Origin of the sequence: Enterobacter sp. JBIWA005 (assembly GCF_019968805.1) — a bacterium.
Taxonomy (GTDB): Bacteria; Pseudomonadota; Gammaproteobacteria; order Enterobacterales; family Enterobacteriaceae; genus Enterobacter; species Enterobacter vonholyi.
This window is the reverse complement of the sequence record NZ_CP074159.1, coordinates 4,387,175-4,409,963: the sequence shown is the minus strand read 5'-3', so window position 1 is coordinate 4,409,963 and position 22,789 is coordinate 4,387,175. Positions and strand designations below refer to the sequence as shown.

Annotated in this window: 24 protein-coding genes; 13 read left to right on the top strand and 11 right to left on the bottom strand. The window is 57.7% G+C overall.

The features are described 5' to 3' along the window. The first annotated feature begins 67 nt into the window (after positions 1-67). Complete coding sequence (locus KGP22_RS21050) at positions 68-1,264, top strand: NAD(P)/FAD-dependent oxidoreductase (protein ID WP_111963715.1); 1,197 nt, start codon at positions 68-70, stop codon at positions 1,262-1,264. A gap of 32 nt (positions 1,265-1,296) precedes the next feature. On the opposite strand, the gene KGP22_RS21045 is transcribed toward KGP22_RS21050, so the two are convergent. After that, positions 1,297-2,235, bottom strand: a complete 939-nt coding sequence (locus tag KGP22_RS21045; RefSeq protein ID WP_223582498.1) for an NAD(P)-dependent oxidoreductase — start codon at positions 2,233-2,235, stop codon at positions 1,297-1,299. After that, entirely contained in the window at positions 2,235-2,927 is a 693-nt protein-coding gene (locus tag KGP22_RS21040; RefSeq protein WP_115876815.1) for an RraA family protein, read from the bottom strand. Before KGP22_RS21040 ends, KGP22_RS21045 begins: the two co-directional genes overlap by 1 nt. Positions 2,928-3,096: 169 nt before the next feature. On the opposite strand from KGP22_RS21040, the gene KGP22_RS21035 reads away from it, so the two are divergent. Continuing rightward, positions 3,097-3,834 carry an IclR family transcriptional regulator gene (locus KGP22_RS21035; protein WP_111963718.1) on the top strand — a complete coding sequence of 246 codons (738 nt, stop codon included), beginning with the start codon at positions 3,097-3,099 and terminating at the stop codon, positions 3,832-3,834. 37 nt (positions 3,835-3,871) lie between these two features. On the opposite strand, the gene KGP22_RS21030 is transcribed toward KGP22_RS21035, so the two are convergent. Beyond that, positions 3,872-5,206 carry an MFS transporter gene (locus KGP22_RS21030; RefSeq protein ID WP_149367181.1) on the bottom strand — a complete coding sequence of 445 codons (1,335 nt, stop codon included), beginning with the start codon at positions 5,204-5,206 and terminating at the stop codon, positions 3,872-3,874. A gap of 317 nt (positions 5,207-5,523) precedes the next feature. Here KGP22_RS21030 and KGP22_RS21025 point away from each other — a divergent pair, with 317 nt between their 5' ends. Then, positions 5,524-5,922 (top strand): potassium channel family protein, encoded by a 399-nt coding sequence (locus tag KGP22_RS21025; RefSeq protein WP_115876818.1) that lies wholly within the window; start codon positions 5,524-5,526, stop codon positions 5,920-5,922. Positions 5,923-6,091: 169 nt separating this feature from the next. Beyond that, a complete protein-coding gene (locus tag KGP22_RS21020; RefSeq protein ID WP_223580690.1) occupies positions 6,092-7,117 on the top strand; it encodes a TerC/Alx family metal homeostasis membrane protein in 1,026 nt (341 codons plus the stop codon). 60 nt (positions 7,118-7,177) lie between these two features. On the opposite strand, the gene KGP22_RS21015 is transcribed toward KGP22_RS21020, so the two are convergent. Next, positions 7,178-7,840: an HAD family hydrolase gene (locus KGP22_RS21015; RefSeq protein ID WP_111963721.1), complete on the bottom strand. Its 663-nt coding sequence runs from the start codon at positions 7,838-7,840 to the stop codon at positions 7,178-7,180. Positions 7,841-8,161: 321 nt separating this feature from the next. On the opposite strand from KGP22_RS21015, the gene KGP22_RS21010 reads away from it, so the two are divergent. Then, positions 8,162-8,608, top strand: coding sequence for an NlpC/P60 family protein (locus KGP22_RS21010; RefSeq protein ID WP_223580688.1), 447 nt, complete (start codon positions 8,162-8,164; stop codon positions 8,606-8,608). 5 nt (positions 8,609-8,613) lie between these two features. Here KGP22_RS21010 and KGP22_RS21005 read toward each other — a convergent pair whose 3' ends face one another. Both KGP22_RS21005 and KGP22_RS21000 read right to left on the bottom strand, forming a co-directional pair. Continuing rightward, positions 8,614-9,408: an SDR family NAD(P)-dependent oxidoreductase gene (locus tag KGP22_RS21005; protein ID WP_115876820.1), complete on the bottom strand. Its 795-nt coding sequence runs from the start codon at positions 9,406-9,408 to the stop codon at positions 8,614-8,616. Between the two features lie 32 nt (positions 9,409-9,440). Further along, the gene (locus KGP22_RS21000) at positions 9,441-10,322 is read right to left on the bottom strand and encodes a LysR family transcriptional regulator (RefSeq protein ID WP_223580686.1); all 882 of its coding nucleotides are present in this window, start codon (positions 10,320-10,322) and stop codon (positions 9,441-9,443) included. Between the two features lie 99 nt (positions 10,323-10,421). Between KGP22_RS21000 and KGP22_RS20995 the strand changes: the two genes are divergently transcribed. The 8 genes from KGP22_RS20995 to arnF all read left to right on the top strand — a co-directional run bounded on the left by KGP22_RS20995 (position 10,422) and on the right by arnF (position 18,627). After that, positions 10,422-10,925, top strand: coding sequence for a phenolic acid decarboxylase (locus tag KGP22_RS20995; protein ID WP_008503103.1), 504 nt, complete (start codon positions 10,422-10,424; stop codon positions 10,923-10,925). A gap of 326 nt (positions 10,926-11,251) precedes the next feature. Next, positions 11,252-12,391 (top strand): UDP-4-amino-4-deoxy-L-arabinose aminotransferase, encoded by a 1,140-nt coding sequence (gene arnB / locus KGP22_RS20990; protein WP_223580684.1) that lies wholly within the window; start codon positions 11,252-11,254, stop codon positions 12,389-12,391. A gap of 1 nt (position 12,392) precedes the next feature. Further along, the gene (gene arnC / locus KGP22_RS20985) at positions 12,393-13,376 is read left to right on the top strand and encodes an undecaprenyl-phosphate 4-deoxy-4-formamido-L-arabinose transferase (RefSeq protein WP_149367193.1); all 984 of its coding nucleotides are present in this window, start codon (positions 12,393-12,395) and stop codon (positions 13,374-13,376) included. Further along, positions 13,373-15,355, top strand: a complete 1,983-nt coding sequence (gene arnA / locus KGP22_RS20980) for a bifunctional UDP-4-amino-4-deoxy-L-arabinose formyltransferase/UDP-glucuronic acid oxidase ArnA (protein ID WP_223580682.1) — start codon at positions 13,373-13,375, stop codon at positions 15,353-15,355. The genes arnC and arnA overlap by 4 nt, the downstream gene beginning before the upstream one ends. Further along, positions 15,352-16,254, top strand: a complete 903-nt coding sequence (gene arnD / locus KGP22_RS20975; RefSeq protein ID WP_223580680.1) for a 4-deoxy-4-formamido-L-arabinose-phosphoundecaprenol deformylase — start codon at positions 15,352-15,354, stop codon at positions 16,252-16,254. Before arnA ends, arnD begins: the two co-directional genes overlap by 4 nt. Beyond that, positions 16,251-17,906, top strand: coding sequence for a lipid IV(A) 4-amino-4-deoxy-L-arabinosyltransferase (gene arnT, locus KGP22_RS20970; RefSeq protein WP_223580678.1), 1,656 nt, complete (start codon positions 16,251-16,253; stop codon positions 17,904-17,906). The genes arnD and arnT overlap by 4 nt, the downstream gene beginning before the upstream one ends. Further along, a complete protein-coding gene (gene arnE / locus KGP22_RS20965; RefSeq protein ID WP_223582496.1) occupies positions 17,906-18,241 on the top strand; it encodes a 4-amino-4-deoxy-L-arabinose-phosphoundecaprenol flippase subunit ArnE in 336 nt (111 codons plus the stop codon). The genes arnT and arnE overlap by 1 nt, the downstream gene beginning before the upstream one ends. Then, positions 18,238-18,627 (top strand): 4-amino-4-deoxy-L-arabinose-phosphoundecaprenol flippase subunit ArnF, encoded by a 390-nt coding sequence (arnF, locus tag KGP22_RS20960; RefSeq protein WP_127732535.1) that lies wholly within the window; start codon positions 18,238-18,240, stop codon positions 18,625-18,627. The genes arnE and arnF overlap by 4 nt, the downstream gene beginning before the upstream one ends. On the opposite strand, the gene acpT is transcribed toward arnF, so the two are convergent. Genes acpT through KGP22_RS20935 form a run of 5 tightly spaced genes read right to left on the bottom strand, consistent with a single transcriptional unit; the run spans position 18,575 to position 22,788 of the window. Continuing rightward, entirely contained in the window at positions 18,575-19,192 is a 618-nt protein-coding gene (acpT, locus tag KGP22_RS20955; protein ID WP_149367173.1) for a 4'-phosphopantetheinyl transferase AcpT, read from the bottom strand. The two genes, arnF and acpT, sit on opposite strands and share 53 nt — an antisense overlap. A 2-nt stretch (positions 19,193-19,194) precedes the next feature. Continuing rightward, the gene (locus KGP22_RS20950; RefSeq protein WP_136195958.1) at positions 19,195-20,424 is read right to left on the bottom strand and encodes a beta-ketoacyl-ACP synthase; all 1,230 of its coding nucleotides are present in this window, start codon (positions 20,422-20,424) and stop codon (positions 19,195-19,197) included. Continuing rightward, entirely contained in the window at positions 20,421-21,152 is a 732-nt protein-coding gene (locus KGP22_RS20945; protein WP_111963734.1) for a 3-ketoacyl-ACP reductase FabG2, read from the bottom strand. Before KGP22_RS20945 ends, KGP22_RS20950 begins: the two co-directional genes overlap by 4 nt. Next, positions 21,149-21,622: a 3-hydroxy-fatty acyl-ACP dehydratase gene (locus KGP22_RS20940; RefSeq protein ID WP_115876830.1), complete on the bottom strand. Its 474-nt coding sequence runs from the start codon at positions 21,620-21,622 to the stop codon at positions 21,149-21,151. The genes KGP22_RS20945 and KGP22_RS20940 overlap by 4 nt, the downstream gene beginning before the upstream one ends. Next, a complete protein-coding gene (locus KGP22_RS20935; RefSeq protein ID WP_223580675.1) occupies positions 21,619-22,788 on the bottom strand; it encodes a beta-ketoacyl-[acyl-carrier-protein] synthase family protein in 1,170 nt (389 codons plus the stop codon). Before KGP22_RS20935 ends, KGP22_RS20940 begins: the two co-directional genes overlap by 4 nt. Position 22,789 lies beyond the last annotated feature (1 nt).

The window sequence follows — 22,789 nt, the reverse complement described above, 5'->3', positions numbered from 1 at the left end:
TTTTTACGCTGGTGTGACCACATAGGAAACTTTACAATCCGCGGCAGTTAACAAAGAGGGTTTTGACGTGGAAAGGTTTGATGCCGTGGTAATTGGCGCCGGTGCGGCGGGTATGTTTTGTGCGGCAATGGCCGGACAGGCGGGTCGTCGCGTGCTGCTGCTGGATAACGGTAAAAAGCCAGGCCGTAAGATCCTGATGTCCGGCGGCGGGCGCTGCAACTTTACTAATCTATATGTTGAACCCGCGGCCTATTTGAGCCAAAACCGTCATTTTTGTAAATCTGCGCTGGCGCGTTATACCCAGTGGGACTTTATCGACCTGGTCGGTAAGCACGGTATCGCATGGCATGAAAAAACGCTGGGACAGCTGTTCTGCGACGACTCCGCGCAGCAGATTGTCGATATGCTGGTGGCCGAGTGCGAGAAGGGCGGCGTGGTCATGCGCCTGCGCACCGAGGTGCTGGAGGTTTCCCGCGACGACCAGGGCTACATGCTGCAGCTCAACGGCGAAACCGTCAGCGCCGATAATCTGGTGATTGCCAGCGGCGGCCTGTCCATGCCGGGGCTGGGCGCTTCCCCGTTCGGCTATAAGATTGCCGAACAGTTTGGCCTGAAGGTCTTGCCCACGCGCGCCGGGCTGGTGCCGTTCACGCTGCATAAACCGCTTCTCGAGCAGCTTCAGACGCTGTCCGGCGTGTCTGTTCCCTCCGTCATTACCGCCGAAGACGGGACGGTGTTCCGCGAAAACCTGCTCTTTACCCATCGCGGCCTCTCCGGCCCGGCGGTACTGCAAATTTCCAGCTACTGGCAGCCGGGGGAGTTTGTCACGGTTAACCTGCTCCCCGATTGCGATCTAGACGCGTTCCTTAATGAGCAGCGTACCGCACACCCGAACCAGAACCTGAAAAACACGCTGGCAATGCAGCTGCCAAAACGTCTGGTGGAATCTTTGCAGGTGCTGGGGCAGATCCCCGACGTGTCGCTCAAGCAGCTTAACAGCCGCGAGCAGGAGATTCTGGTGGAGACCCTGACAAACTGGCGGGTGCAGCCAAACGGGACTGAGGGCTACCGCACCGCGGAAGTTACGCTGGGCGGGGTCGACACGAATGAGCTCTCTTCCCGCACCATGGAAGCGCGCAACGTGCCGGGGCTCTATTTTATTGGCGAAGTGATGGACGTGACCGGCTGGCTCGGCGGGTACAACTTCCAGTGGGCATGGGCAAGTGCCTGGGCGTGTGCTCAGGCGCTGGCAGAAGACAAGTGACATAAGCGCGCTGCCACTCGTCGCGGTTGGCTTTACGGGCTGACGGTGGTGACGTCCATCACGGCCAGAATATTGCTCGCGGCCACGGTCCCCATCTTGATGTATGACGCTGCGGTAACGCCGCCAATATGCGGTGAAATAACCACGTTTTCTACGGACTGCCAGAGATGTGGCGCGGTCAGCGGCTCGTGGGGAAAGCTGTCCAGCGCTGCGCTGTGCAGCGTGCCATCCCGGAGCGCCGCCAGTAACGATTCACTGTGGATCAGTCCGCCGCGTGCCGTATTGACCAGAATGGCGTTCCGCTTGCAGTGTGCGAGCGTCTCGCTATTGATCATCTCCCGATTCTCATCGGTCAGCGGACAGTGCAAAGAGATGACATCGGAACGGGAAAGAAGTCCGGTCAGCGTCTCTGCGCGTTCGCACAGGGCAGGCATGGACTTAGCATAGGGATCGTAAGCCAGCACCTTCATGCCGAAGGCGTGACCAATAGTCGCCACGCGCGAGCCGATAGCGCCCAACCCGATTAGCCCCAGCGTTAAGCCCTCCAGCTCAATGGATTTATGCGTCGCCTTATCCCAGTGCCCGTCCCGTAACCGCTTGTCCAGAGGCACCACGGACTTTGCGCAGGCGAGGATCAGCGCCCAGGTATGTTCAGCCACTGCCGCCGCGTTTGCGCCTAGGGCCGCGCGGACGGCGATATTGCGTTCGGCCGCTGCCGTCTGGTCTATCACATCGATCCCGCTTCCGTGCTTGGAAATAACCTGCAAAGCCGGGGCGGCATCCATAACCTTCGCGGTGATCCTGCCGTAACGTACCAGGATCGCCACAGGATTGTGTCGTTCACATAGCGCGATCAGGTCATCCTCAGTGGGCTGGCGGCCTGCAAACACCACCTCAAAGCCCTGCAACATCACCATAGCCTGCTCCGCCAGGTCACTTCCGGTAACCAGAACTACGTCTTTGCCTCCCATCACAGCGTCTCCCCGTCGGTCAACATACCAGCCTTACGAAGCGCGTCATCAAGCCAGTGTGGACGTAAATCGCCTTCACGGATGGCAGCAAGACGCCGGGTCTCCATCTCCAGCTTTTCTTTTGCCAGCGCGATTACCTGCTGAACCTCATCGCGCGGGATGACGACCACGCCGTCGATATCCGCCACAACCAGATCCCCGGCCTGAACCGTCGCCCCGGCGACTGAAATGGGATGATTAACCCGGCCAGAAATTAACTTTGTCGGGCCGCAGGGGTTCAGACCGGCAGAAAAGACAGGGTAGTGGCCTTTGCTCAGGGAATCGGCGTCACGCACAGCGCCGTCAATAATGATGCCCGCAATGCCGCTTGCCTGAGCCTGAGTAGCCATGATTTCGCCCAGCAGCGCGCAGCTCAGGTCGCCTTTGCCATCGACGACCAGGACGTCGCCGGGCTGCGCAACCGCCATCGCGGCATGAATCGCCAGATTATCACCCGGACGGACTTCCACGGTGATGGCTGGACCCGCAACGGACATGTGTGGGGCCAGCGGTTTGATGCGGCCGTGAAGCGTACCGCGGCGACCGGCCACGTCGGCCAGAATGGCTGCCTGATACTCGGCAGCCCGACGAACATCCTCGGCAGAAACGCGTTCGAACTGGCGATTAATCGGTTTTTTTTCAGAAACGGACATGAATGCCTCCATATTGTTTTACTGAGTACAATGCAGGTGTACAGAACAAAACAACTATAGCGGTGTTGCTTTCCTTTTAGCCAGACCCGAGGTGGCGTTTGTGATGTAAACACGAAGTGACTCACAAAATTTGAGGTACACTCACTGCCGGGCTAACAAGGAGATAATGATGGGGAATGAAGGCGTTGTAGCGGTTGAAAAAGCGCTGGCTTTACTGGATTGCTTCCGTCCTGGAGATGAGAGCCTGACGCTGACCGCGCTGGCACAGCTGTCGGGTTATCACAAAACCACGGTTTACCGCCTGATGAATTCTCTTGAACGGATGAATTACGTCGTCAGGCATGAAGACGGCAATTATGCGCTTGGCCCACGTCTGCTTTACCTCGGCAAGCTGTATGAACAATCTTTCCATCTTTCTCGGGTGGTTCAGCCAGAGCTTCAGGCGCTCTCCCTGGCGTCTCAGGAGAGTGCCAGCTGGTATGTGCTGGAGGGTGGGCAGCGCCTTTGCCTGTTTCGCGCGGAAGCGTCGCACGGCCTGCGACACAGCAATCTTCCCGGCAGCCAGTTCCCGCTCGATAATTCGGCCATTAGTAAGGTCTTGCGCCATTGGGGGCTCAATGAAAGCCTGCCGGAGGGAGAAGCAGAACTCCCTTTCTATACGTCAGGCGCACGCGATCCCCACACTGCGGCGTTTGCGATGCCCGTCTTCGGCGTTCACGACAAGCTGGTTGCGGCGTTAGCCCTGACCGGCCCCATCTCACGGCTGACGGAAGATCGTCGTGAGAAGGAGATAGGGCCATTGATGAAGGCGGCGGCCAGCCGTCTGTCGCAGAAAATGGGAGCCAGTAAGCCCTTCTGTCAGCAGTTCTTTGGTGAAACGAGCGACGCGGCGGAAGAAAATCTTTAAACGCAGAAGCGGGACATTTGTCCCGCTTCTGTCATCACTAATGTGTGACCTGTTTTTCGTGTAGCTGAGCGTTGCGGGCCTGCCGTCCCATAATGAGCACCGCGATACCCCCGGCCAGGCAAAGCGCGGCTAGCGGAAGCATAGCCAGCGTGTAGCTGCCCGTTCTCTCGCTGATCATGCCGTATGCATTTACCATTACCGCCCCGCCAATCAGGTTCGCGATGGCGCCAATCGCGGCCAGCCCCGCCGCTGCCGAGGAGCTGCTCATCCATCCGGATGCCAGCGCCCAGAAAGGTCCTTTCATAGAATACGCACCCGTCAGGATAATGCTCAGGATCACGATAGTGGCAAAGAGCGAGACGCTTACAAAGGCAGCGAACACGCCCGCAGCAATCATGAACAGCGTCAGCGCGGTATGCCAGCGGCGTTCGTTGGTGCGATCGGAATGTCGTCCCCAGACAATCATCAGAACCGATGCCAGGCCGTAAGGAATGGCGTTAAGCAGACCTGTCTCAAGATTATCGAGATGGAAGGATTTCAGCAGTTGAGGAGACCAGACGCTGATGGTGGTGCCCGCGGACGATGCGCCCGCGTAAATCAGCGCCATCAGCCAGATTTGGCGATGCTTCAGCAACTGCCACGTCGTCTGATGCCCAATGTTCTTTTGCTGGCTCCGCTCGGTTTCCAGCGTGGTTTCCAGCCACTTTTTCTGTTCATTGCTCAGCCATTTCGCCTGATGAGGGCGATCCCGGAGAATAAACCAGGCCGCAATACCCAGCAGCACCGCAGGTAAGCCTTCAATGATGAACAGCAGATGCCAGCCGCGAAGACCCAGCCAGCCATCCAGCGACAGTATCAACCCTGAAAGCGGGGAACCGATGAAGTTAGCGAGCGGGATGGCGACCATAAAGGACGCAATAATGCGCGCGCGGTAGCGGGAAGGGATCCACCAGGTCAGATAAAGCACGACGCCTGGGAAGAAGCCTGCTTCCGCTGCCCCGAGAAGAAAACGGACGATATAGAGCGACGTGGTGTTTTGAACCAGCGCCATGCCCATGGAGACGATGCCCCAGCTGATCATAATGCGCGGGATCCACAGCCGGGCGCCGACTTTCTGCATGGCCAGATTACTGGGTACCTCAAACAAAAAATAGGCCACGAAGTAAAGGCTGCTGGCGAAGCCAAACGCCGCTTTGCTGAGGCCAAGGTCCTCATTCATCTGCAGCGAAGCCATGCCGATATTCCCGCGATCGATAATGGAGACCAGGTAACTGACAATCAGAAACGGGAGAATACGCCAGATCACCTTCCGCATCGTCTCTCTTTCTATGTCCTCGGTGGCGGTCGCGCCGTTACGTAAATGTTCTGTCATTGTATCCTCGCAGGGTGTGTTCTTTGTTTTATTAGGTACAACTTAGTTTTATTAAACAAAACCACTATAGCGACGGCGCGTTATTTTTATCCAGTTAATGGAAGGTTTAAATGATGTAAATAAGAGGTGACTCACAGATAGTGCGCTGCGGATATAGCGTTTTCAGCTGCTAACCAGCCGCAAGCTGGTCGTGTCGCTAGAGAAATAATCACGCAACGCAATTATTGCACCAACTTTTCCTCTCCATTCAACTAAGCTTCGACCAGATGCCTCGCCGCGCTCGCGGGGCCATACTCCCTTTGGTCAGAGCACGCATCATGCAGCTACTCAGTATTATTATTTTGCTTACCCTAACCGTGGTGATTCATTCGCTGTGGATGTTTGGCGTTTTAAAATTCATTAAATTAGACGTCGATTCTGCGGTACGCATTGTTTTACGCAATGTCGGTATCGTGATCTCTATGATCTTCGCCCATCTCCTTGAGGCCGGACTGTTTGCGGCGTTTTATTTTGTCATCGACGCGTTTAATGACTGGAACACCAGCTTCTACTTTTCACTGGTGAGCTATGCGACGGTAGGGTACGGCGACGTCACGTTACCCCAGCACTGGCGGCTCATCGGCGGGGTGGAGGGGCTGGTGGGCGCGTTGATGGTGGGCTGGTCTGTAGCGGTTCTGGTGGCGGTGCTGCAGCGCTTGCGCGGAATGAGCGCCTAAACGGCAGATGCGCGATCCCCGCCTGGTAAGGTAAAGTACACCCCTCTTTACGTAGCCGACAGGGCTGCGGCTTTGAGGGTGAAAAGGCTGATTAACAGCCCACCCTTTTCTGTTCCTGGTTTACGCCAGTTTGCATGGTGTTGTGTTTTGTCTGCCAAAAGGGTTTTGTATGTCTGCTGCTCATCTCGGTTTCCCGACTGAAACCGTTGTTGTCTTTGTGGTGATGGCCGTTGGGGCGATGTTTATCGACCTCTTTATGCACCGTCACGATAAACCGATCTCGCTGAAAAGCGCGGCGATGTGGTCCGTTTTCTGGGTCATGATGGCGATGGCCTTCGCCGGGTTCCTGTACGTTCACCACGGCGCCGAGATGGCGAGCCTGTTCCTCACCGGCTACGCGCTGGAAGAGGTGCTTTCCGTCGATAACCTGTTCGTGATGATGGCGATCTTCGCCTGGTTCGGCGTGCCGGATAAGTACCGTCACCGCGTGCTCTACTGGGGCGTGCTGGGGGCAATTGTCTTCCGCGGCATCTTTGTGGCTATCGGGACCAGCCTGCTAAGCCTTGGGCCGTACGTTGAGGTTATTTTCGCGCTGATCGTCGGCTGGACGGCGGTGATGATGCTCCGACGCAATGAAGAGAGTGACGAAGTGGAAGATTACTCGGGTCATCTCGCCTATCGTCTGGTGAAGCGCTTCTATCCGGTCTGGCCAAAAATCAGCAGCAATGCCTTTATTCTGACGCAGAAAGAGGTGGATGCGGAGCTTGAAAAGCCGGAAAACCAGGACGTGATGGTCGGACGCGTGAAGAAGGCGAAGCGCTATGCGACGCCGCTATTACTTTGCGTGGCCGTCGTCGAACTCTCTGACGTGATGTTCGCGTTTGACTCCGTGCCGGCCATTATTGCCGTGAGCCGCGAACCGCTGATTATCTACAGCGCCATGATGTTCGCCATTCTTGGCCTGCGTACGCTTTACTTCGTGCTGGAAGCGCTGAAGCAGTATCTGGTGCATCTCGAGAAAGCGGTGGTGCTTCTGCTGTTCTTCGTGGCGTTCAAGCTGGGGTTAAATGCCACCGATCACTTCTGGCATCACGGTTACAGCATTGGCGCAACGGCCAGCCTGTTTGTGGTATTGGGCGTGCTGGCGCTGGGAATTATTGCGAGCGTGATGTTCCCGGGAAAACGTGAGGCCTGATGCATCGTTTTTCTCCCTCTCCCTGTGGGAGAGGGCCGGGGTGAGGGCACCAGACCGCACCTAACCCTTAATCGGTGAATTCCGACGCTTGCGCGGGTGATGGAAGTGCCGCCAGTGAGGATCCTGCGCCGCCGCCAGCAGCTCGTGGTCGCCGCGGGTGTCTCCCCAGGCGCGCAGGTGATAGGCGTTGAGATCGCCATACACTTTTTCCAGCCTGGCCACCTTCTGGGCGCAGCGGCAGTTATTGCCCGTGATGCGCCCCGTCAGCTTGCCGTCTTTCACTTCCAGCTGCGTGCCAATCAGCTTAATGCCCAGTTTGTCAGCCCACGGCTGGAGCACCAGCGCCGGGGATGCGGAACAGATGGTCACTTCCGCACCGGAATTCACCTCAGCCGCCACCGCCAGAACCCCTTCGGGACGCATCAGCTTGTTCCAGTATTTTTCGCAAAACGCTTCCGCCTGCTGGCGCAACCAGTGTTCATCCACGCCCGTCAGGAACGTTTTAATCAGCACTTCCTTCAGCTCATCGCGCGTCAGCTTGCGACGCACGCAGTGGAGCGTGGGCAGCGCCATGCGCACCAGGCGGCCCGCGAAGTAACGTTTACCGAAGGCAAAACGCAGGAAAGGAATAAAGCTGTCGTGGTGCGTTAACGTCCCGTCAAAGTCAAAGACAGAGAGCACGTTAGATTTTGCCACCGTCTCGTCGGCAATCATATTGGTCATAAATACGTCTTAGCTGAAATACACATTCTGCGGATCAGTTTACCTGCTTTAGCTGGACAGTCCTTATATCCCCACCATTTTTTTCTCGATCTTGCGATCTCAAAGTCAGTCTATTTTTGGCCTCGATAAGGATTGGCGAAAAAACGACCTGTCTATATTATCGCCACATCGCAAGATATTTAGGGGAACCCATTGAACCCCACAGGTAAGGAAAAATTCACTCACTACTTCTTTCTTGATATGACTCTTAGATCGCTTATTTCAATCCTCACGTTTAGTTTTGCTTCGTTTTCTGCGTTTAGCTTTCAACTTCCCGCGTCGATGGTATCGATGAACAGTGAGCTGGCAGTATCACCGGCGAAATCTGCGCTGGTGCATCAGGAAACAGGCCCGCTGCGCTCGCGTATTCTCGATCAATACCAGAAATGGAAAGGCACCCAGTACCGGTGGGGCGGAACCACGCATCGCGGGGTGGATTGTTCCGCGCTGATGCAGCATCTGTTCAGCGATGCGGCACACCTGAATTTACCCCGCACGACGCACGAGCAAATCCATCGCGGCGTGCAGGTGGCGCAATACCGCCTGAGGCCCGGAGACCTGGTATTCTTCCAGACGGGTCCGAACCGCAAGCACGTTGGTGTTTATATTGGCGACAGCCAGTTTATTCACGCCTCAAGCAGCCAGGGCGTAACGGTTTCAACCCTGACGGATGATTACTGGCAAGCACACTATATTACCGCTCGTCGGGTCGCAGGCAGCGCGGCCTGACAGCATCAGATGATGTCATCCACGACGCCACCGTCGACGCGCAGCGCCGCGCCCGAGGTGGCGGAGGCCTGGGTCGAACAGACATAAATCACCATATTGGCCACCTCTTCAACCGTGGCAGCGCGCTGGATAACCGAGCTGGGGCGGTTGGCCATCACAAACTCTTTCGCCAGCTGCTCCAGCGATTTGCCGGTTTTTTCGATTTCATCTTTCATCATCTCTGCGAAACCGTCCGACATCGTTGGCCCCGGCAAGACGCTGTTGACCGTCACGCCGCTTCCCGCCACGAACTTCGCCAGCCCGCGCGCCAGCGAGAGCTGCGCCGTTTTGGTCACGCCGTAGTGGATCATATCTGCCGGAATATTGCAGGCCGACTCGGACGAGATAAACACCACGCGTCCCCAGCCTTTCTGCACCATGCCCGGCAGCAGGGCGCGGGACAGGCGTACGCCGGACATCACGTTGGTCTGCCAGTAACGCTCCCAGGTCTCATCGTCGGTGGCATAAAAATCCTGAGGGCCGTAAATCCCGGCGTTGTTGACCAGAATATCGACGTTATTCGCCACCTTCAGAAGTGATTCCACCCCTTCCGCCGTGCTGAGATCGGCAATCGCGGCGCGCACCTGTACGCCAGGCACTACCTGCTGCAGCTGCTGAATGCCTCTATTCACCGATTCCGTGCTCCGGCCATTGACGATCACTTCCGCACCGCTTTCTGCCAGACCTCTGGCAATGGCGAATCCGATCCCGCCGGTTGAGGCGGTTACCAGCGCCACTTTCCCCGCAAAGTCGATTTTCATCATCTGCTCCTTATCGTTTTAACGTTCGGACCTTAAAGCGTAGCAGGTGAGGATGGTGGCTCCTGGCTAAAAAGGCGCAATAGCGTCTCAACCTGTTCATCAAGCGGGGCGAGAGAGCGCTTTACAATCAGGTGTAGCGGCGTTGCTCTGCGTGCGCCGTGGCTCAGCGGCAGGCGTTTCAGCACGCCCTGATCCAGCTGGGTCTGGATGCGTTCCTCTGGCAGCCAGCCGTAGCCGACCTGAGAGACCACGGCCTCTATGGCGGCATCGATGGTGGAAAAGGTCCACGACTCGCCGGCCGCGCGCGCGGCGGGCTGGCTGTCCGCAATCTGGATAAGCGGCCACGGGCGTAGCATGTCGTCGTTAAGCGGCGCGTCGAGGTGAAAGAGGGGATGCTGATGATGGGCCACGGCAACAAAGTCGATATTCATCAGCCATTCGCCGAGCCCGGTAATATCCTGGCGGCGGGTTAAGACCAACACATCGGCTTCGTCGTTAATGGCATCGGCGCGGGTATTTTCCAGCACCTCGGTCAGACGGACCTGGGTCTGCGGATACTGCTGCTGGAACTCACGAAGAATAGCGAACAGGCGGCGGCGCGGGAAAATGGAGTCCACCACCAGATCCAGCCGCGTGCGCATTCCGTTGCGAAGGGTCGCTGCGCGCGTCTCAACGTACGAAAAGGCTTTCAGCAGCGGTTTAACCTGGTTGAGCAGCAGTTCTCCTGCCGGCGTTAACACCGCCCGTCGTCCTTCCGGCACCAGGAGCGCCACGCCCAGCCGCTCCTGCAGCAGCGACAGGTTATAGCTCACCGAAGACTGGCTGCGGTGCGTTTCTTCCGCGGCTTTGGCAAAGCTGCCCGCTTCGACCACTTTCGCCAGTAAAGACCATTGTTCAAGCGTCGTCTTATGCATGATTTATCTAAAATTTGGATTAATTTGATTAAAACATAGCGTTATTCATTCATTTTTTGAAGGGGTACGATCGTCTCATCAAAACAAAGGAGACATCTTATGAACACCTTCGACAAACACGACTTAAGCGGCTTTGTTGGTAAACATCTTGTATATACCTACGATAACGGCTGGAACTACGAGATTTACGTCAAAAATGAGACCACGCTTGATTACCGTATTCACAGCGGTCTGGTAGCCAACCGTTGGGTGAAAGATCAGCAGGCTTACATCGTGCGGGTAGGGGAGAGCATCTATAAAATTTCCTGGACCGAGCCAACCGGCACCGACGTCAGCCTGATTGTGAACCTGGGCGACAAACTGTTCCACGGCACCATCTTCTTCCCACGCTGGGTCATGAACAACCCGGAAAAAACCGTCTGCTTCCAGAACGACCATATTCCGCTGATGAATAGCTATCGCGATGCGGGCCCGGCGTATCCAACGGAAGTGATTGATGAGTTTGCCACGATCACCTTTGTGCGCGACTGCGGTGCAAATAATGAAAGCGTTATCGCCTGCGCGGCCAGTGAATTACCGAAAAACTTTCCAGATAACCTGTAATAAGCGCGACAATTAACTAAAAAGAAAAGTTCCCGGCTATTTCATATTATTTTGAAATGGCCGGGATTTTTTTTGTTTGTTGATGTATGGTTTAAATCATCCCATTTCAAAATGTTGCGGAAGATCACATCAAAAATATTTAATATTAAATTAACTTGTTGTTTTTCAATTGGCTGCTAGTTGTCTTATAGCGTTGTAAACGCTGTCTTAATTTTTCCCTAAGGAAAGAGAGATACTTTGATATAAGTTTATGGTTCGTTGAAATAAACGGGCCAGCATTTGGTTAATATCAAAAACGTGCCATTTTGATTGCAAGGAAATTAATAATGAGTGATTTTCTGCCTTTTTCGCGACCGTCGATGGGCGCTGAGGAAATTGCGGCGCTTCAGGACGTTTTGATGTCGGGCTGGATCACCACTGGGCCTAAGAATCAGGAACTCGAAGAGGCATTCTGTCAGCTTACCGGGAATCAACACGCAATTGCCGTCTGTTCCGCCACCGCGGGAATGCACGTCACGCTGATGGCGCTGGATATTGGCCCGGGCGATGAAGTCATTACCCCCTCCCAGACCTGGGTCTCCACGCTGAATATGATCGTATTGCTGGGCGCCACGCCGGTCATGATTGATGTGGATAAAGACACATTAATGGTGACGCCAGAAGCCGTGGAAGCCGCTATTACTTCGCGTACCAAAGCCATTATTCCCGTTCACTATGCCGGCGCGCCGTGTGAAATCGACGCCATTCACGCCATTGGTGAACGTCACGGTATTCCGGTGATTGAAGATGCGGCCCATGCCGCCGGAACGTACTACAAAAACCGTCACGTTGGCTGGAAGGGAACGGCAATTTTCTCCTTCCACGCCATTAAAAACATGACCTGCGCGGAAGGCGGCCTGGTGGTCACCGATAATGCCCAGCTGGCACAGCGGATCCGCAGTCTGAAATTCCATGGCCTCGGCGTAGACGCCTATGATCGTCAGACGCACGGCCGCGCGCCGCAGGCGGAAGTGATCGCACCGGGCTATAAATACAACCTGGCGGACATCAACGCCGCGCTGGCGCTGGTGCAGTTAGGCAAACTGAAAGAGGCCAACAGGCGCCGCCAGGAAATCGCTGAACGCTACCTGCGGGAGCTTGCCGATACGCCGTTCCAGCCGCTCACCATCCCGTCATGGCCGCACGTGCACGCCTGGCACCTGTTTATTATTCGCGTTGATGAAGCGCGCTGCGGGATCTCACGCGACAACCTGATGTCGGCGCTGAAAGAGAAAGGGATCGGTACCGGTCTCCACTTCCGCGCGGCGCACACCCAAAAATACTACCGCGAGCGTTTTCCTGATGTATCGCTCCCGAATTCTGAATGGAATAGCGCGCGTATTTGTTCTCTCCCTCTTTTCCCGGACATGACTCATGACGACACAACCCGCGTCATTACCGCACTCCATCAGCTTGCAGGACATTGATATGTTCAGTGCACCGCCTGTACAAAAAGTTTCCGTGGTAATCCCGGTTTACAACGAGCAGGAGAGCCTGCCCGAACTGATCCGCCGTACAACGGCCGCCTGCGACACGATGGGCAAAGCCTACGAAATTCTGCTCGTGGATGATGGCAGTAGCGACAATTCCGCGCTGATGCTGACCGAAGCCGCACAGGCTGAAGGCAGCCACATTGTGGCCGTGCTGCTCAACCGCAACTACGGCCAGCACTCGGCGATTATGGCGGGGTTTAGCCACGTCACGGGCGATCTAATCATCACCCTGGACGCGGACCTGCAGAACCCGCCGGAAGAGATCCCGCGCCTGGTTGCCAAAGCCGACGAAGGCTATGACGTGGTCGGCACGGTACGTCAGAACCGCCAGGACAGCCTGTTCCGTAAGCTCGCCTCGCGTACCATCAACCGTCTGATCCAGCGCACGACCGGTAAAGCGATGGGCGATTACGGCTGCATGCTGCGCGCCTACCGCCGCCATATTGTCGACGCCATGCTGCATTGCCATGAGCGCAGCACCTTCATTCCGATTCTGGCGAATACCTTTGCCCGTAAGGCAACTGAAATCCCGGTCCTGCACGCCGAGCGCGAGCACGGGGAATCGAAGTACAGCTTTATGCGTCTCATCAACCTGATGTACGACCTCATCACCTGCCTGACCACCACGCCGCTGCGTCTGCTGAGCGTTTTCGGCAGCATCATCGCCGTTGCCGGTTTTGGGCTGTCCGTTCTGCTGGTGGTACTGCGACTGGTCTTTGGTCCGCAGTGGGCGGCGGAAGGGGTCTTCATGCTCTTTGCCGTGCTGTTTATGTTCATCGGCGCCCAGTTTGTCGGGATGGGTCTCCTCGGTGAATACATTGGCCGTATCTATAACGACGTTCGCGCGCGTCCGCGCTACTTTATTCAACGTGTTGTCCGTCAGGAAAACAAAGCATCTCAAGAGGAAATTCACCCATGAAAGCTGTTGTATTTGCCTATCACGATATGGGGTGCACGGGCACGCTGGCCCTGCTGGAAGCGGGCTATGACATTGCGGCAATCTTTACCCATCCGGACACGGCTGGAGAGAACAACTTTTTCGGCTCCGTGGCGCGTATCGCCGCCGAGCGTGGAATTCCGGTTTATGCGCCGGACGACGTCAACCACCCGCTGTGGGTGGAGCGCATTCGCGCCCTCGCGCCTGACGTCATCTTCTCGTTCTACTATCGCAACCTGATCTGCGACGAGATCTTAGGCCTGGCCGCAAAAGGCGCCTTTAATCTTCATGGTTCTCTGCTGCCCGCCTACCGTGGCCGCGCCCCGCTGAACTGGGTGCTGGTGAACGGTGAAACGGAAACGGGCGTGACGCTGCACCGCATGGTACGCCGTGCGGATGCGGGCGCTATCGTGGCACAGCAGAAGGTCGCTATTGATGCGAACGATACCGCGCTGCAGCTGCATCAAAAGCTGAACGCGACGGCACAGACGCTGCTGCGTGATGCGCTGCCGGGCATCCTTAACGGTAACTTCAGCGAAACCGCACAGGACGAGAGCAAGGCAAGCTGCTTTGGCCGCCGCGCGCCGGAAGATGGTCGTCTGGACTGGAATAAACCGGCCCGCCAGCTGCACAACCTGGTACGCGCCGTAACCGATCCGTGGCCGGGCGCCTACAGCTTTGCGGGCGTAAGCAAATTCATCGTCTGGAAATCCCGCGTGCGTGACGACATCCCGGCCGCTAAACCGGGCACCGTCGTCTCCGTCTCCCCGCTGATTGTGAGCTGCGGCGAGCAGGCGCTGGAGATCGTCACAGGACAAACCGACAACGGCCTGTACGTTCAGGGCACCCAGCTGGCGCAGTCTCTGGGCCTGGTGGCCGGGGCGCTGATCACCAGCGCCCCGGTTGTTGCCATCAAACGCCGCACCCGCGTGCTGATCCTCGGCGTGAACGGCTTTATCGGTAACCACCTGACCGAACGTCTGCTCAAGGACGATAACTACGAAATCTACGGCCTGGATATTGGCGCGGATGCAATCAGCCGTTTCCTCGACAACCCGCGCTTCCACTTCGTGGAAGGGGACATCAGCATCCATTCCGAGTGGATTGAATACCATATTAAAAAATGCGACGTGGTGCTGCCGCTGGTCGCCATTGCCACCCCGATTGAGTACACCCGTAACCCGCTGCGCGTGTTCGAACTGGACTTCGAAGAGAACCTGAAGATCATCCGCGACTGCGTGAAATACGACAAGCGCATCATCTTCCCGTCCACCTCTGAAGTGTACGGCATGTGTACCGATAAGAACTTCGATGAAGACACCTCTAACCTGGTGGTCGGGCCGATCAACAAACAGCGCTGGATTTACTCCGTCTCCAAACAGCTGCTGGACCGCGTGATTTGGGCCTACGGTGAGAAAGAGGGCCTGCGCTTTACCCTGTTCCGTCCGTTCAACTGGATGGGGCCACGTCTGGATAACCTGAACGCGGCGCGTATCGGCAGCTCCCGTGCAATCACCCAGCTGATCCTGAACCTGGTGGAAGGCTCGCCAATCAAGCTTATCGAAGGCGGGAAACAGAAACGCTGCTTTACGGATATCAGCGACGGTATCGAAGCGCTGTTCCGCATCATCGAAAACAAAGATAACCGCTGCAACGGTGAAATCATTAACATCGGTAACCCGGACAACGAAGCGAGCATTCGCGAGCTGGCCGAGATGCTGCTGGCCAGCTTTGAGCGCCATCCGCTGCGCGATAAATTCCCGCCGTTTGCCGGTTTCCGCGAAGTGGAAAGCAGCAGCTACTATGGTAAGGGCTACCAGGACGTTGAGCACCGTAAGCCAAGCATTCGCAACGCGAAGCGCTGCCTGAACTGGACGCCGACGGTGAAGATGGAGCAGACCATTGATGAAACGCTCGATTTCTTCCTGCGCACCGTGGAGCTGTCGGAACAGGTCTCATGAAAAAAGTCGGTTTACGCATTGATGTCGACACCTTCAGGGGAACGCGTGACGGCGTACCCAAACTGCTGGAACTGCTGAGCAAGCACGGCGTGCGCTCCAGCATTTTCTTCAGCGTGGGGCCTGACAACATGGGGCGCCATTTATGGCGTCTGATTAAACCGGCATTTCTGTTCAAAATGCTGCGCTCGCGCGCAGCATCCCTCTACGGCTGGGATATTTTGCTGGCAGGCACCGCCTGGCCCGGCAGACGCATCGGCGCGGGTAATGAAGCGGTTATCCGTGAGGCGGCGCAGCATCATGAGGTGGGGCTGCACGCCTGGGATCACCATGCCTGGCAAGCCTGGGCGGGCGTTTGGGATATCCCGCGCCTGTCCCGTGAGGTCGAGCGTGGAATGCTGGAGCTGGAGGCCATTATCGGTCAGCCCGTGCGCTGCTCCGCCGTGGCGGGATGGCGTGCGGATCAGCGCGTGGTGAAAGCTAAAGAGGCCTTCGCGTTTCGCTACAACAGCGATTGCCGCGGAACCGGGCCCTTTTTACCGCTGTTAGGCGAAAATCGCTACGGAACGGTGCAAATTCCGGTCACGCTTCCTACCTGGGATGAAGTGGTCGGGCGCGAGGTGAAAGCGAATGAGTTCAATCGCTACATTCTGGACCGCATTCATCGTGACGCCGGCACGCCGGTGTATACCATCCATGCCGAAGTGGAAGGGATTGCGTATCAGCATGATTTCGACGAACTGCTGACCATGGCCGCTCAGGAGGGCATCGAATTCTGCCCGTTGAGCGAGCTGCTGCCAGACGACCTCAGCACCCTGCCAGTAGGCAAAGTTGTCCGTAATGAAATGGCTGGCCGGGAAGGCTGGCTTGGCTATCAACAAATCGTGAGTCCGGCCCCATGAAAACAGCCCGTTATGGCTTAGCGCTTCTCGCACTGTTTATCGTTTACTACCTCATTCCGGTCGATATCCGCCTGCTCTGGCAGCCTGATGAAACGCGCTATGCGGAAATCAGCCGCGAAATGCTGGCCTCCGGAGACTGGGTAGTCCCGCATTTTCTGGGGCTGCGTTACTTTGAAAAGCCGATTGCCGGCTACTGGATCAACAGCATCGGACAGATGCTGTTCGGGCACACGAACCTCGCCGTGCGCGCCGGGTCTATCTTCTCTACCGGCTTAGCCGCGCTGCTGGTCATCTGGATGGCCTGGCGTCTCTGGCGGGATAAGCGGACCGCCATTTTCTCCGGGCTGATCTTCCTGACCCTGTTCCTGGTGTATGGCATCGGCACGTATGCGGTACTGGATCCTATCATCACCCTGTGGCTGGTGGCGGCGATGTGCAGCTTCTGGCTCGCATCACAGGCCCAAACCGTTGCCGGAAAAGCGGGCGGCTATGTGCTGCTTGGGCTGGCCTGCGGGATGGGGGTGATGACCAAAGGCTTCCTGGCGCTGGCGGTACCGGTGATTGGCGTGCTGCCGTGGGCGATCGCCCAGAAGCGCTGGAAAGAGGTGCTGATTTTTGGCTGGCTCGCGATCCTGAGCTGCGTGCTGATTGTTCTGCCATGGGGGCTGGCCATTGCGCAGCGCGAGCCTGACTTCTGGCGTTACTTCTTCTGGGTGGAACATATTCAGCGTTTTGCCCAGAGCGACGCGCAGCATAAAGCCCCGTTCTGGTACTACATACCGTTCCTGATTGCGGGCAGCCTGCCGTGGCTGGCGCTGCTGCCCGGCGCGTTTCGTCTCGGCTGGAATGACAGACAAAACGCGGGCGGTGGGTTCTATCTGCTGGGTTGGGTGGTGATGCCGCTGCTGTTCTTCAGCATCGCCAAAGGCAAGCTGCCGACCTATATCCTGCCCTGCTTTGCCCCTCTTGCTATCCTGATGGCGCGCTATGCCTGCCTCGCGGCGGAGAAAGGCGCCAGAGCGTTACGCATTAACGGCGGAATTAACCTGGCGTTTGGCGTTATCGGCGTGGTGGCCGCGCTGGTGGTCTCGCCGTGGGGGCTTTCTAAGCATCCGGTCTGGACCTCGGTCGAACTGTATAAAGTGTTCTGCGCGGTGGTCGCGTTCCTCATCTGGGCCGCGGTAGGCTGGTTTACGTTCCGGCAGAGCCAGCAGCGATGGTGGCTGGCGGCTCTGTGTCCAGCAGGCCTGGCGCTGCTGATTGGTTTTGCTATTCCTAACCTGGTGGTGGATTCCAAACAGCCGCAGTCGCTGGTCGATACCGTGCGCGAGCCGCTGCAGGAGAGCCGATTCGTACTCGCCAATAACGTAGGCGTGGCCGCGGGCCTGGCGTGGGAGCTGAAGCGCAATGACATCACGCTGTTTGGTCAGAGCGGCGAACTGCGCTACGGGCTGGATTATCCCGATGTGAAAGATCGTTTTGTCAGTGAGGACGACTTCGCGCAGTGGCTGGCAGCGCATCGTCAGCAGGGGCGCGTGTCGCTGGTCATGCTGCTCTCAAAACGCGACGATATTTCACGGGCGAATTTACCGCAGCCGGACAATCTCTATATCCAGGGGCGTCTGGCCTTGCTGGAGTACCTGCCGAAGTGATGACCTGGATCTGGCTGATACTGGCAAGCCTGCTCAGCTGCGCTGGGCAGCTGTGCCAGAAACAGGCCACCCGTCCGGCGAAAGCCGGGCGGCGCGGGACGCACATCGCGCTGTGGCTTGGTCTGGCACTGCTGGCGCTGGGCAGCGGGATGCTGGTCTGGCTGGTGGTGCTGCAACGCCTGCCTGTCGGCATCGCGTACCCTATGCTGAGCCTCAATTTTGTCTGGGTGACGCTCGCGGCCAGGATATTCTGGCGTGAAAACGTCGCGTCGCATCACTGGCTGGGGGTGGGGTTCATCATCATGGGGATTGTTATCCTGGGAGGGAGCCTGTGAAAGGGACTTTCTGGGCCTTATGCAGCGTGCTGTTAGTCAGCGCGGCGCAGCTGTTGCTGCGCGAGGCCATGCAGGCACTGCCGCCGGTCAGCGATGTTCTGGCGCTTATTTCCGCGCTGTGGCACTTCTCATCCGGCACGGGGGCGCTGCTGCTGGGGTTGATGGGGTATGTGGCCTCCATGGGCTGCTGGTATCTGGCGCTGCATCGTATGGCGCTCAGCAAAGCGTATGCCTTGCTGAGTCTTAGCTACATCCTGGTGTGGGCCGCGGCGATCCTGCTGCCCGGCTGGGGAGAACGCTTCTCCTGGCACGGGTTGGTGGGGGTCGGGTTTATTATTCTGGGTGTGTTAGTGATTTTTCTGCCCCGAACGTCCCGACGTGAATAATCGATTCGTGGGTCAGGGTGTAAGGGGTCGATGTACAGACGGCAAGGCTCAGCGAACCGACCTGTAGCTGGCTGACCGCGTGCGTCTGCGCCGTGCTGTCGATGCTGACAATCTGCCAGGCGCTGCCGCCGCGCTGCTTTATGATCGCCTCTTTTCGCGTCCAGATGCGCCAGAAGGCGGCAAGCCGTTCCTCTGGCGCTTCGCGCTCAAGCTCATCATGCTCCGTCATGCTGAAGACCGCATTCGCCAGCGCCTGCCAGTTTTTCCTGGGGCGAATCACTTCGATATCACAGCCGACTTCGCCTTCATCGCTCATCAGCAGGGCGATATCGTCACCGCTGTGGCTCAGGTTAAACCACAGCGGATGACCCTCCGCAAAGGCCGGTTTCCCCTGCTCGCCGTAAATAATGTCGGGGAGTGGGTGAGGGGATAACGTTCTCGCGAGCAGCGTCCTCCCGGCCAGCCAGGAGGCTTGTTGGGCACCCTGAGGCGCCCTGTCTGCGAGCGTTGACGCCAGCGGGTCCGCGCAAAGGGTGGAGATTTTTCCCAGTACAAACTGGTACATAGTTACGCCCAGCGTTTAATGATAATCGAGGTATTGATGCCGCCAAACGCGAAGTTATTGCTCTGCAAATACTCGCAGTCAATCTGACGGGCTTCTCCCATAATATAATCTAAAGCACCGCATTGCTCATCCGGCTGCGTTAAATTGAGCGTCGGGGCAAACCAGCCTTCACGCATCATCTGCAGGCTCATCCACGCTTCCAGCGCGCCACAGGCCCCAAGCGTATGGCCAAAATAGCTCTTCAGCGAGGAAACCGGCACGTTATCACCGTAGATAGCGGCAGTGGCCTGGCTTTCGGCGATATCGCCGCGATCGGTGGCGGTACCGTGCGCGGAAATATACCCTATATCCCGGGCGCTTAATCCCGCCATGGCCAGCGACTGCTCCATGCAAATCTGCATGGTGTCACGCTGAGGCTGGGTGATATGGGCCGCGTCACAGTTGGTGGCAAAGCCCACGATCTCGCCATAGATTGTGGCCCCGCGCGCTCTGGCGTGCTCCAGCTCTTCCAGAATCAGGGTGCCAGCGCCTTCCCCAATGACCAGACCATCGCGCTGCGTATCGAACGGTGAAGGGGTGGTTTTGGGTTCGTCGTTACGCTGGCTGGTGGCAAACAGCGTGTCAAACACCGCTGCTTCAGACGGACACAGCTCCTCAGCGCCACCCGCGACCATCACGGTTTGATACCCGTGGCGAATCGCCTCCCAGGCATAGCCAATCGCCTGGCTGCCGGAGGTACACGCGCTCGACGTCGGGATCACGCGGCCGCGCAATCCAAAGAACAGGCCGGTATTCACCGCGGTCGTGTGCGGCATCATCTGGACGTAGGTTGTCCCGGTGATGTTATTGGTGTGCTTTTCGGTAAGCATGGTGGCGAATTCGCTGACCGGGCCGGTGCTGCCTGTCGAAGAACCGTAGGCGATACCCGTTTGACCATTGGTGAGCACCGCTTCGCCAATCAGCCCCGCCTGCTCCAGCGCCAGCTCGGTGGCGCGTGTCGACATCAGCGACACCCGGCCCATGGCGCGAATACGCTTGCGGGTATAGTGTTCCGGCAGCGTGAAATCATCGATCGGCGCGCCGAGCAGGGTATGCAGGCCATCATAGACCTGCCATTCCGGCATTTTACGCACCGCGTTTTCATACGCCAGCAGCCTGCTGGACACGGATTGCCAGTTTTCGCCAAAGGCGGTCACGCCGCCCATGCCCGTAATCACCACGCGACGCGTCATAGCATTCCTCCGTTAATGGAAATGACCTGGCGGGTAACGTAGCCCGCAATATCCGACATCAGATAGCTTGCCAGCCCGGCGACTTCTTCAGCCTGGCCCATACGTTTCATTGGAATGATGGACATCGCTTCCTTCAGCGCGGCTTCTTCCATCTCAATCATGCCGGTATCAATCAGCCCCGGTGCAATGCAGTTCACGGTGATTTTGCGTTTTGCCAGCTCAATCGCCAGCGCTTTGGTGGCGCCGATAATGCCCGCTTTTGCCGCGCTGTAGTTCACCTGCCCGCGGTTACCCATCACGCCGGACACGGACGATAAGGTGATAATGCGTCCTCCTTTACGGGTGCCAATCATCGGCATAATGCAGGGGTGAATGACGTTATAAAAACTGTCGAGATTGGTGTGGATCACGCTGTCCCAGTCGTCTTCGCTCAGCGCCGGAAAGGCGCCGTCGCGGGTAATTCCGGCGTTGCTGACAACGCCATACCATGCGCCATGGGTTTCAATCTCCTGCTCCAGCACCTCGCGGCACTGTTCGCGGTTGCCCACATCAAAGGCGAGTAGACGACCGTTACCACCCGCCTGCGTGATGGCGTCCAGCGTCTCCTGCGCGCCTGCGGCATCACGATGGTAATGCACGCCTACGGTAAACCCGTCGGCGGCAAGCTGGCGGGCAATGGCGCGCCCTATGCCTTTGCTGGCCCCTGTGACCAGTACGGAACGACTCATGCGTTAGATCCCTGATTAAATAGCGATGTTAATTCTTCTGCGCTCGGCTGGAAGGTATTGACCCGGCCCGTGGCCAGCGTCTCTTCATTAGCGGAAATTGCGCATTCAAAACTGCCGAAGCGTTCGTCCTGCATCAGCAGCTTAACGGTAATGTCCAGCGTCAGGCCTGCGGCGAAATGCCCGCTGGCGCAGACCAGCTCGCGCGCGCCGAGCACCATGCCCAGCGCGATATGTTCCTGCCCCTGCTGCTGACGATGCCAGCCTGACCAGACGCCAACGGTCTGCGCCATTAGCTCAAGCGCGTACCAGCCCGGCAGGTCGCCATCGGCATTGAGAAACGGCGCCAGCACGCTTTGCCCGTTGACTGCCACGCGGCAGACCGCCATCTCGTCCGTAACTTTCTCTACGGACCCCAGCAGCATCATCGGCGCCTCGTGCGGCAGATAGGCTTCGGGTGATAAGTAGCTCATGAGGCTCTCCCCAGCAGAATGCTGGCGTTGTTGCCGCCAAACGCGAACGAGTTAGACAGAATAACCGGCTTTTTCAGCGCGATGTGCCGGTGCAGCAGGCCGCACGGCGCCAGCGTGTCGTCGGGCGCGTAGCGGGCGAAGTCCTGCGGCGGCAACGGTAGATCGCGCGAAAGAATCAGCCAGCTCAGGGCCGCTTCGGTAATACCGGCAGCGCCCAGCGTATGGCCGGTAAGGTGTTTGGTTGAGCTGCACGGCACGCTTTCCCCGAAGAGATCGTGTACCACCTGCGATTCAATCTGATCGTTAAGCGGCGTGGCCGTGCCGTGCAGGTTGATGTAGCCGATATCCTCCGGCTGCATGCCCGCTTCGTTAAGCGCCTGAGTAATCGCCCTTATCGCCCCTTCGCCCTGCGGATGCGGGGCGGAAATATGGTACGCATCGCTGGATTCACCCGTCCCGAGCAGCGCCACGTCGGCGGGCTCGCGGCTCAATACCATCAGCGCGGCGGCTTCTCCGATGGTGATCCCCTTGCGGTCGCGACCAAACGGTTCGCAGAGCGTAGGGGAGAAGGATTCAAGGCTGTTAAAGCCGTTGACGGGCATCCGGCTCAGGGTATCTGCTCCGCCGACGATGGCGATGTCAACCAGCCCGGCTTCGATCAGACGTTTGCCGCCGATCATCGCCCGCGCGCTGGAAGAGCAGGCTGTTGAAATCGTATAGGCTGGGCCTTCGAGCTGAAGCCAGTTGGCGAAGAAGCGGGACGGATCGCCAAGCTCCTGCTGCGGGTACTGCCAGCGCGTGCTCGCTTCGCCATGGGTCATGCGCTGTACGTGCTCATCGCCTTCATCCAGCCCGGAGGTGCTGGTCCCCAGCACCACGGCCACGCGATCGCGACCGACGCGGGCGATAGCCTCGTCGACGGCTGGCTGAATCTGCGCCAGCGCGGCCAGCAGCAGCTGGTTATTGCGGGTGCGGTGTGCGGAGAAGGTGTCCGGGATGGGCGGCAATTCGCCTTCAACGCCGCCCAGAACGGCTCCGGGTGAGTCCTGCAACCAGCCGGTCCGGGCGTGCATACCCGGCGCCACGCCTGCCACCAGGTTCGCGGCAATCATATCAGGCGAGTTGCCCAGCGCGTTGACCATGCCAACAGCGGAAATATAAATCATC

What these genes read in the sequence shown, in the direction of transcription:
- arnC (WP_149367193.1), top strand. Translation starts at nt 12,393, where the DNA reads ATGTTCAGTGCACCGCCTGTACAAAAAGTTTCCGTGGTAATCCCGGTT.
- KGP22_RS21000 (WP_223580686.1), bottom strand. Translation starts at nt 10,322, where the DNA reads ATGCATAAGACGACGCTTGAACAATGGTCTTTACTGGCGAAAGTGGTC.
- KGP22_RS21035 (WP_111963718.1), top strand. Translation starts at nt 3,097, where the DNA reads ATGGGGAATGAAGGCGTTGTAGCGGTTGAAAAAGCGCTGGCTTTACTG.
- KGP22_RS20995 (WP_008503103.1), top strand. Translation starts at nt 10,422, where the DNA reads ATGAACACCTTCGACAAACACGACTTAAGCGGCTTTGTTGGTAAACAT.
- arnB (WP_223580684.1), top strand. Translation starts at nt 11,252, where the DNA reads ATGAGTGATTTTCTGCCTTTTTCGCGACCGTCGATGGGCGCTGAGGAA.
- KGP22_RS21010 (WP_223580688.1), top strand. Translation starts at nt 8,162, where the DNA reads ATGGTATCGATGAACAGTGAGCTGGCAGTATCACCGGCGAAATCTGCG.
- arnA (WP_223580682.1), top strand. Translation starts at nt 13,373, where the DNA reads ATGAAAGCTGTTGTATTTGCCTATCACGATATGGGGTGCACGGGCACG.
- KGP22_RS21040 (WP_115876815.1), bottom strand. Translation starts at nt 2,927, where the DNA reads ATGTCCGTTTCTGAAAAAAAACCGATTAATCGCCAGTTCGAACGCGTT.
- KGP22_RS21005 (WP_115876820.1), bottom strand. Translation starts at nt 9,408, where the DNA reads ATGAAAATCGACTTTGCGGGGAAAGTGGCGCTGGTAACCGCCTCAACC.
- acpT (WP_149367173.1), bottom strand. Translation starts at nt 19,192, where the DNA reads ATGTACCAGTTTGTACTGGGAAAAATCTCCACCCTTTGCGCGGACCCG.
- KGP22_RS20935 (WP_223580675.1), bottom strand. Translation starts at nt 22,788, where the DNA reads ATGATTTATATTTCCGCTGTTGGCATGGTCAACGCGCTGGGCAACTCG.
- KGP22_RS21015 (WP_111963721.1), bottom strand. Translation starts at nt 7,840, where the DNA reads ATGACCAATATGATTGCCGACGAGACGGTGGCAAAATCTAACGTGCTC.
- KGP22_RS20945 (WP_111963734.1), bottom strand. Translation starts at nt 21,152, where the DNA reads ATGAGTCGTTCCGTACTGGTCACAGGGGCCAGCAAAGGCATAGGGCGC.
- KGP22_RS21025 (WP_115876818.1), top strand. Translation starts at nt 5,524, where the DNA reads ATGCAGCTACTCAGTATTATTATTTTGCTTACCCTAACCGTGGTGATT.
- arnD (WP_223580680.1), top strand. Translation starts at nt 15,352, where the DNA reads ATGAAAAAAGTCGGTTTACGCATTGATGTCGACACCTTCAGGGGAACG.
- KGP22_RS20950 (WP_136195958.1), bottom strand. Translation starts at nt 20,424, where the DNA reads ATGACGCGTCGCGTGGTGATTACGGGCATGGGCGGCGTGACCGCCTTT.
- KGP22_RS20940 (WP_115876830.1), bottom strand. Translation starts at nt 21,622, where the DNA reads ATGAGCTACTTATCACCCGAAGCCTATCTGCCGCACGAGGCGCCGATG.
- KGP22_RS21030 (WP_149367181.1), bottom strand. Translation starts at nt 5,206, where the DNA reads ATGACAGAACATTTACGTAACGGCGCGACCGCCACCGAGGACATAGAA.
- KGP22_RS21020 (WP_223580690.1), top strand. Translation starts at nt 6,092, where the DNA reads ATGTCTGCTGCTCATCTCGGTTTCCCGACTGAAACCGTTGTTGTCTTT.
- arnE (WP_223582496.1), top strand. Translation starts at nt 17,906, where the DNA reads ATGACCTGGATCTGGCTGATACTGGCAAGCCTGCTCAGCTGCGCTGGG.
- KGP22_RS21045 (WP_223582498.1), bottom strand. Translation starts at nt 2,235, where the DNA reads ATGGGAGGCAAAGACGTAGTTCTGGTTACCGGAAGTGACCTGGCGGAG.
- arnT (WP_223580678.1), top strand. Translation starts at nt 16,251, where the DNA reads ATGAAAACAGCCCGTTATGGCTTAGCGCTTCTCGCACTGTTTATCGTT.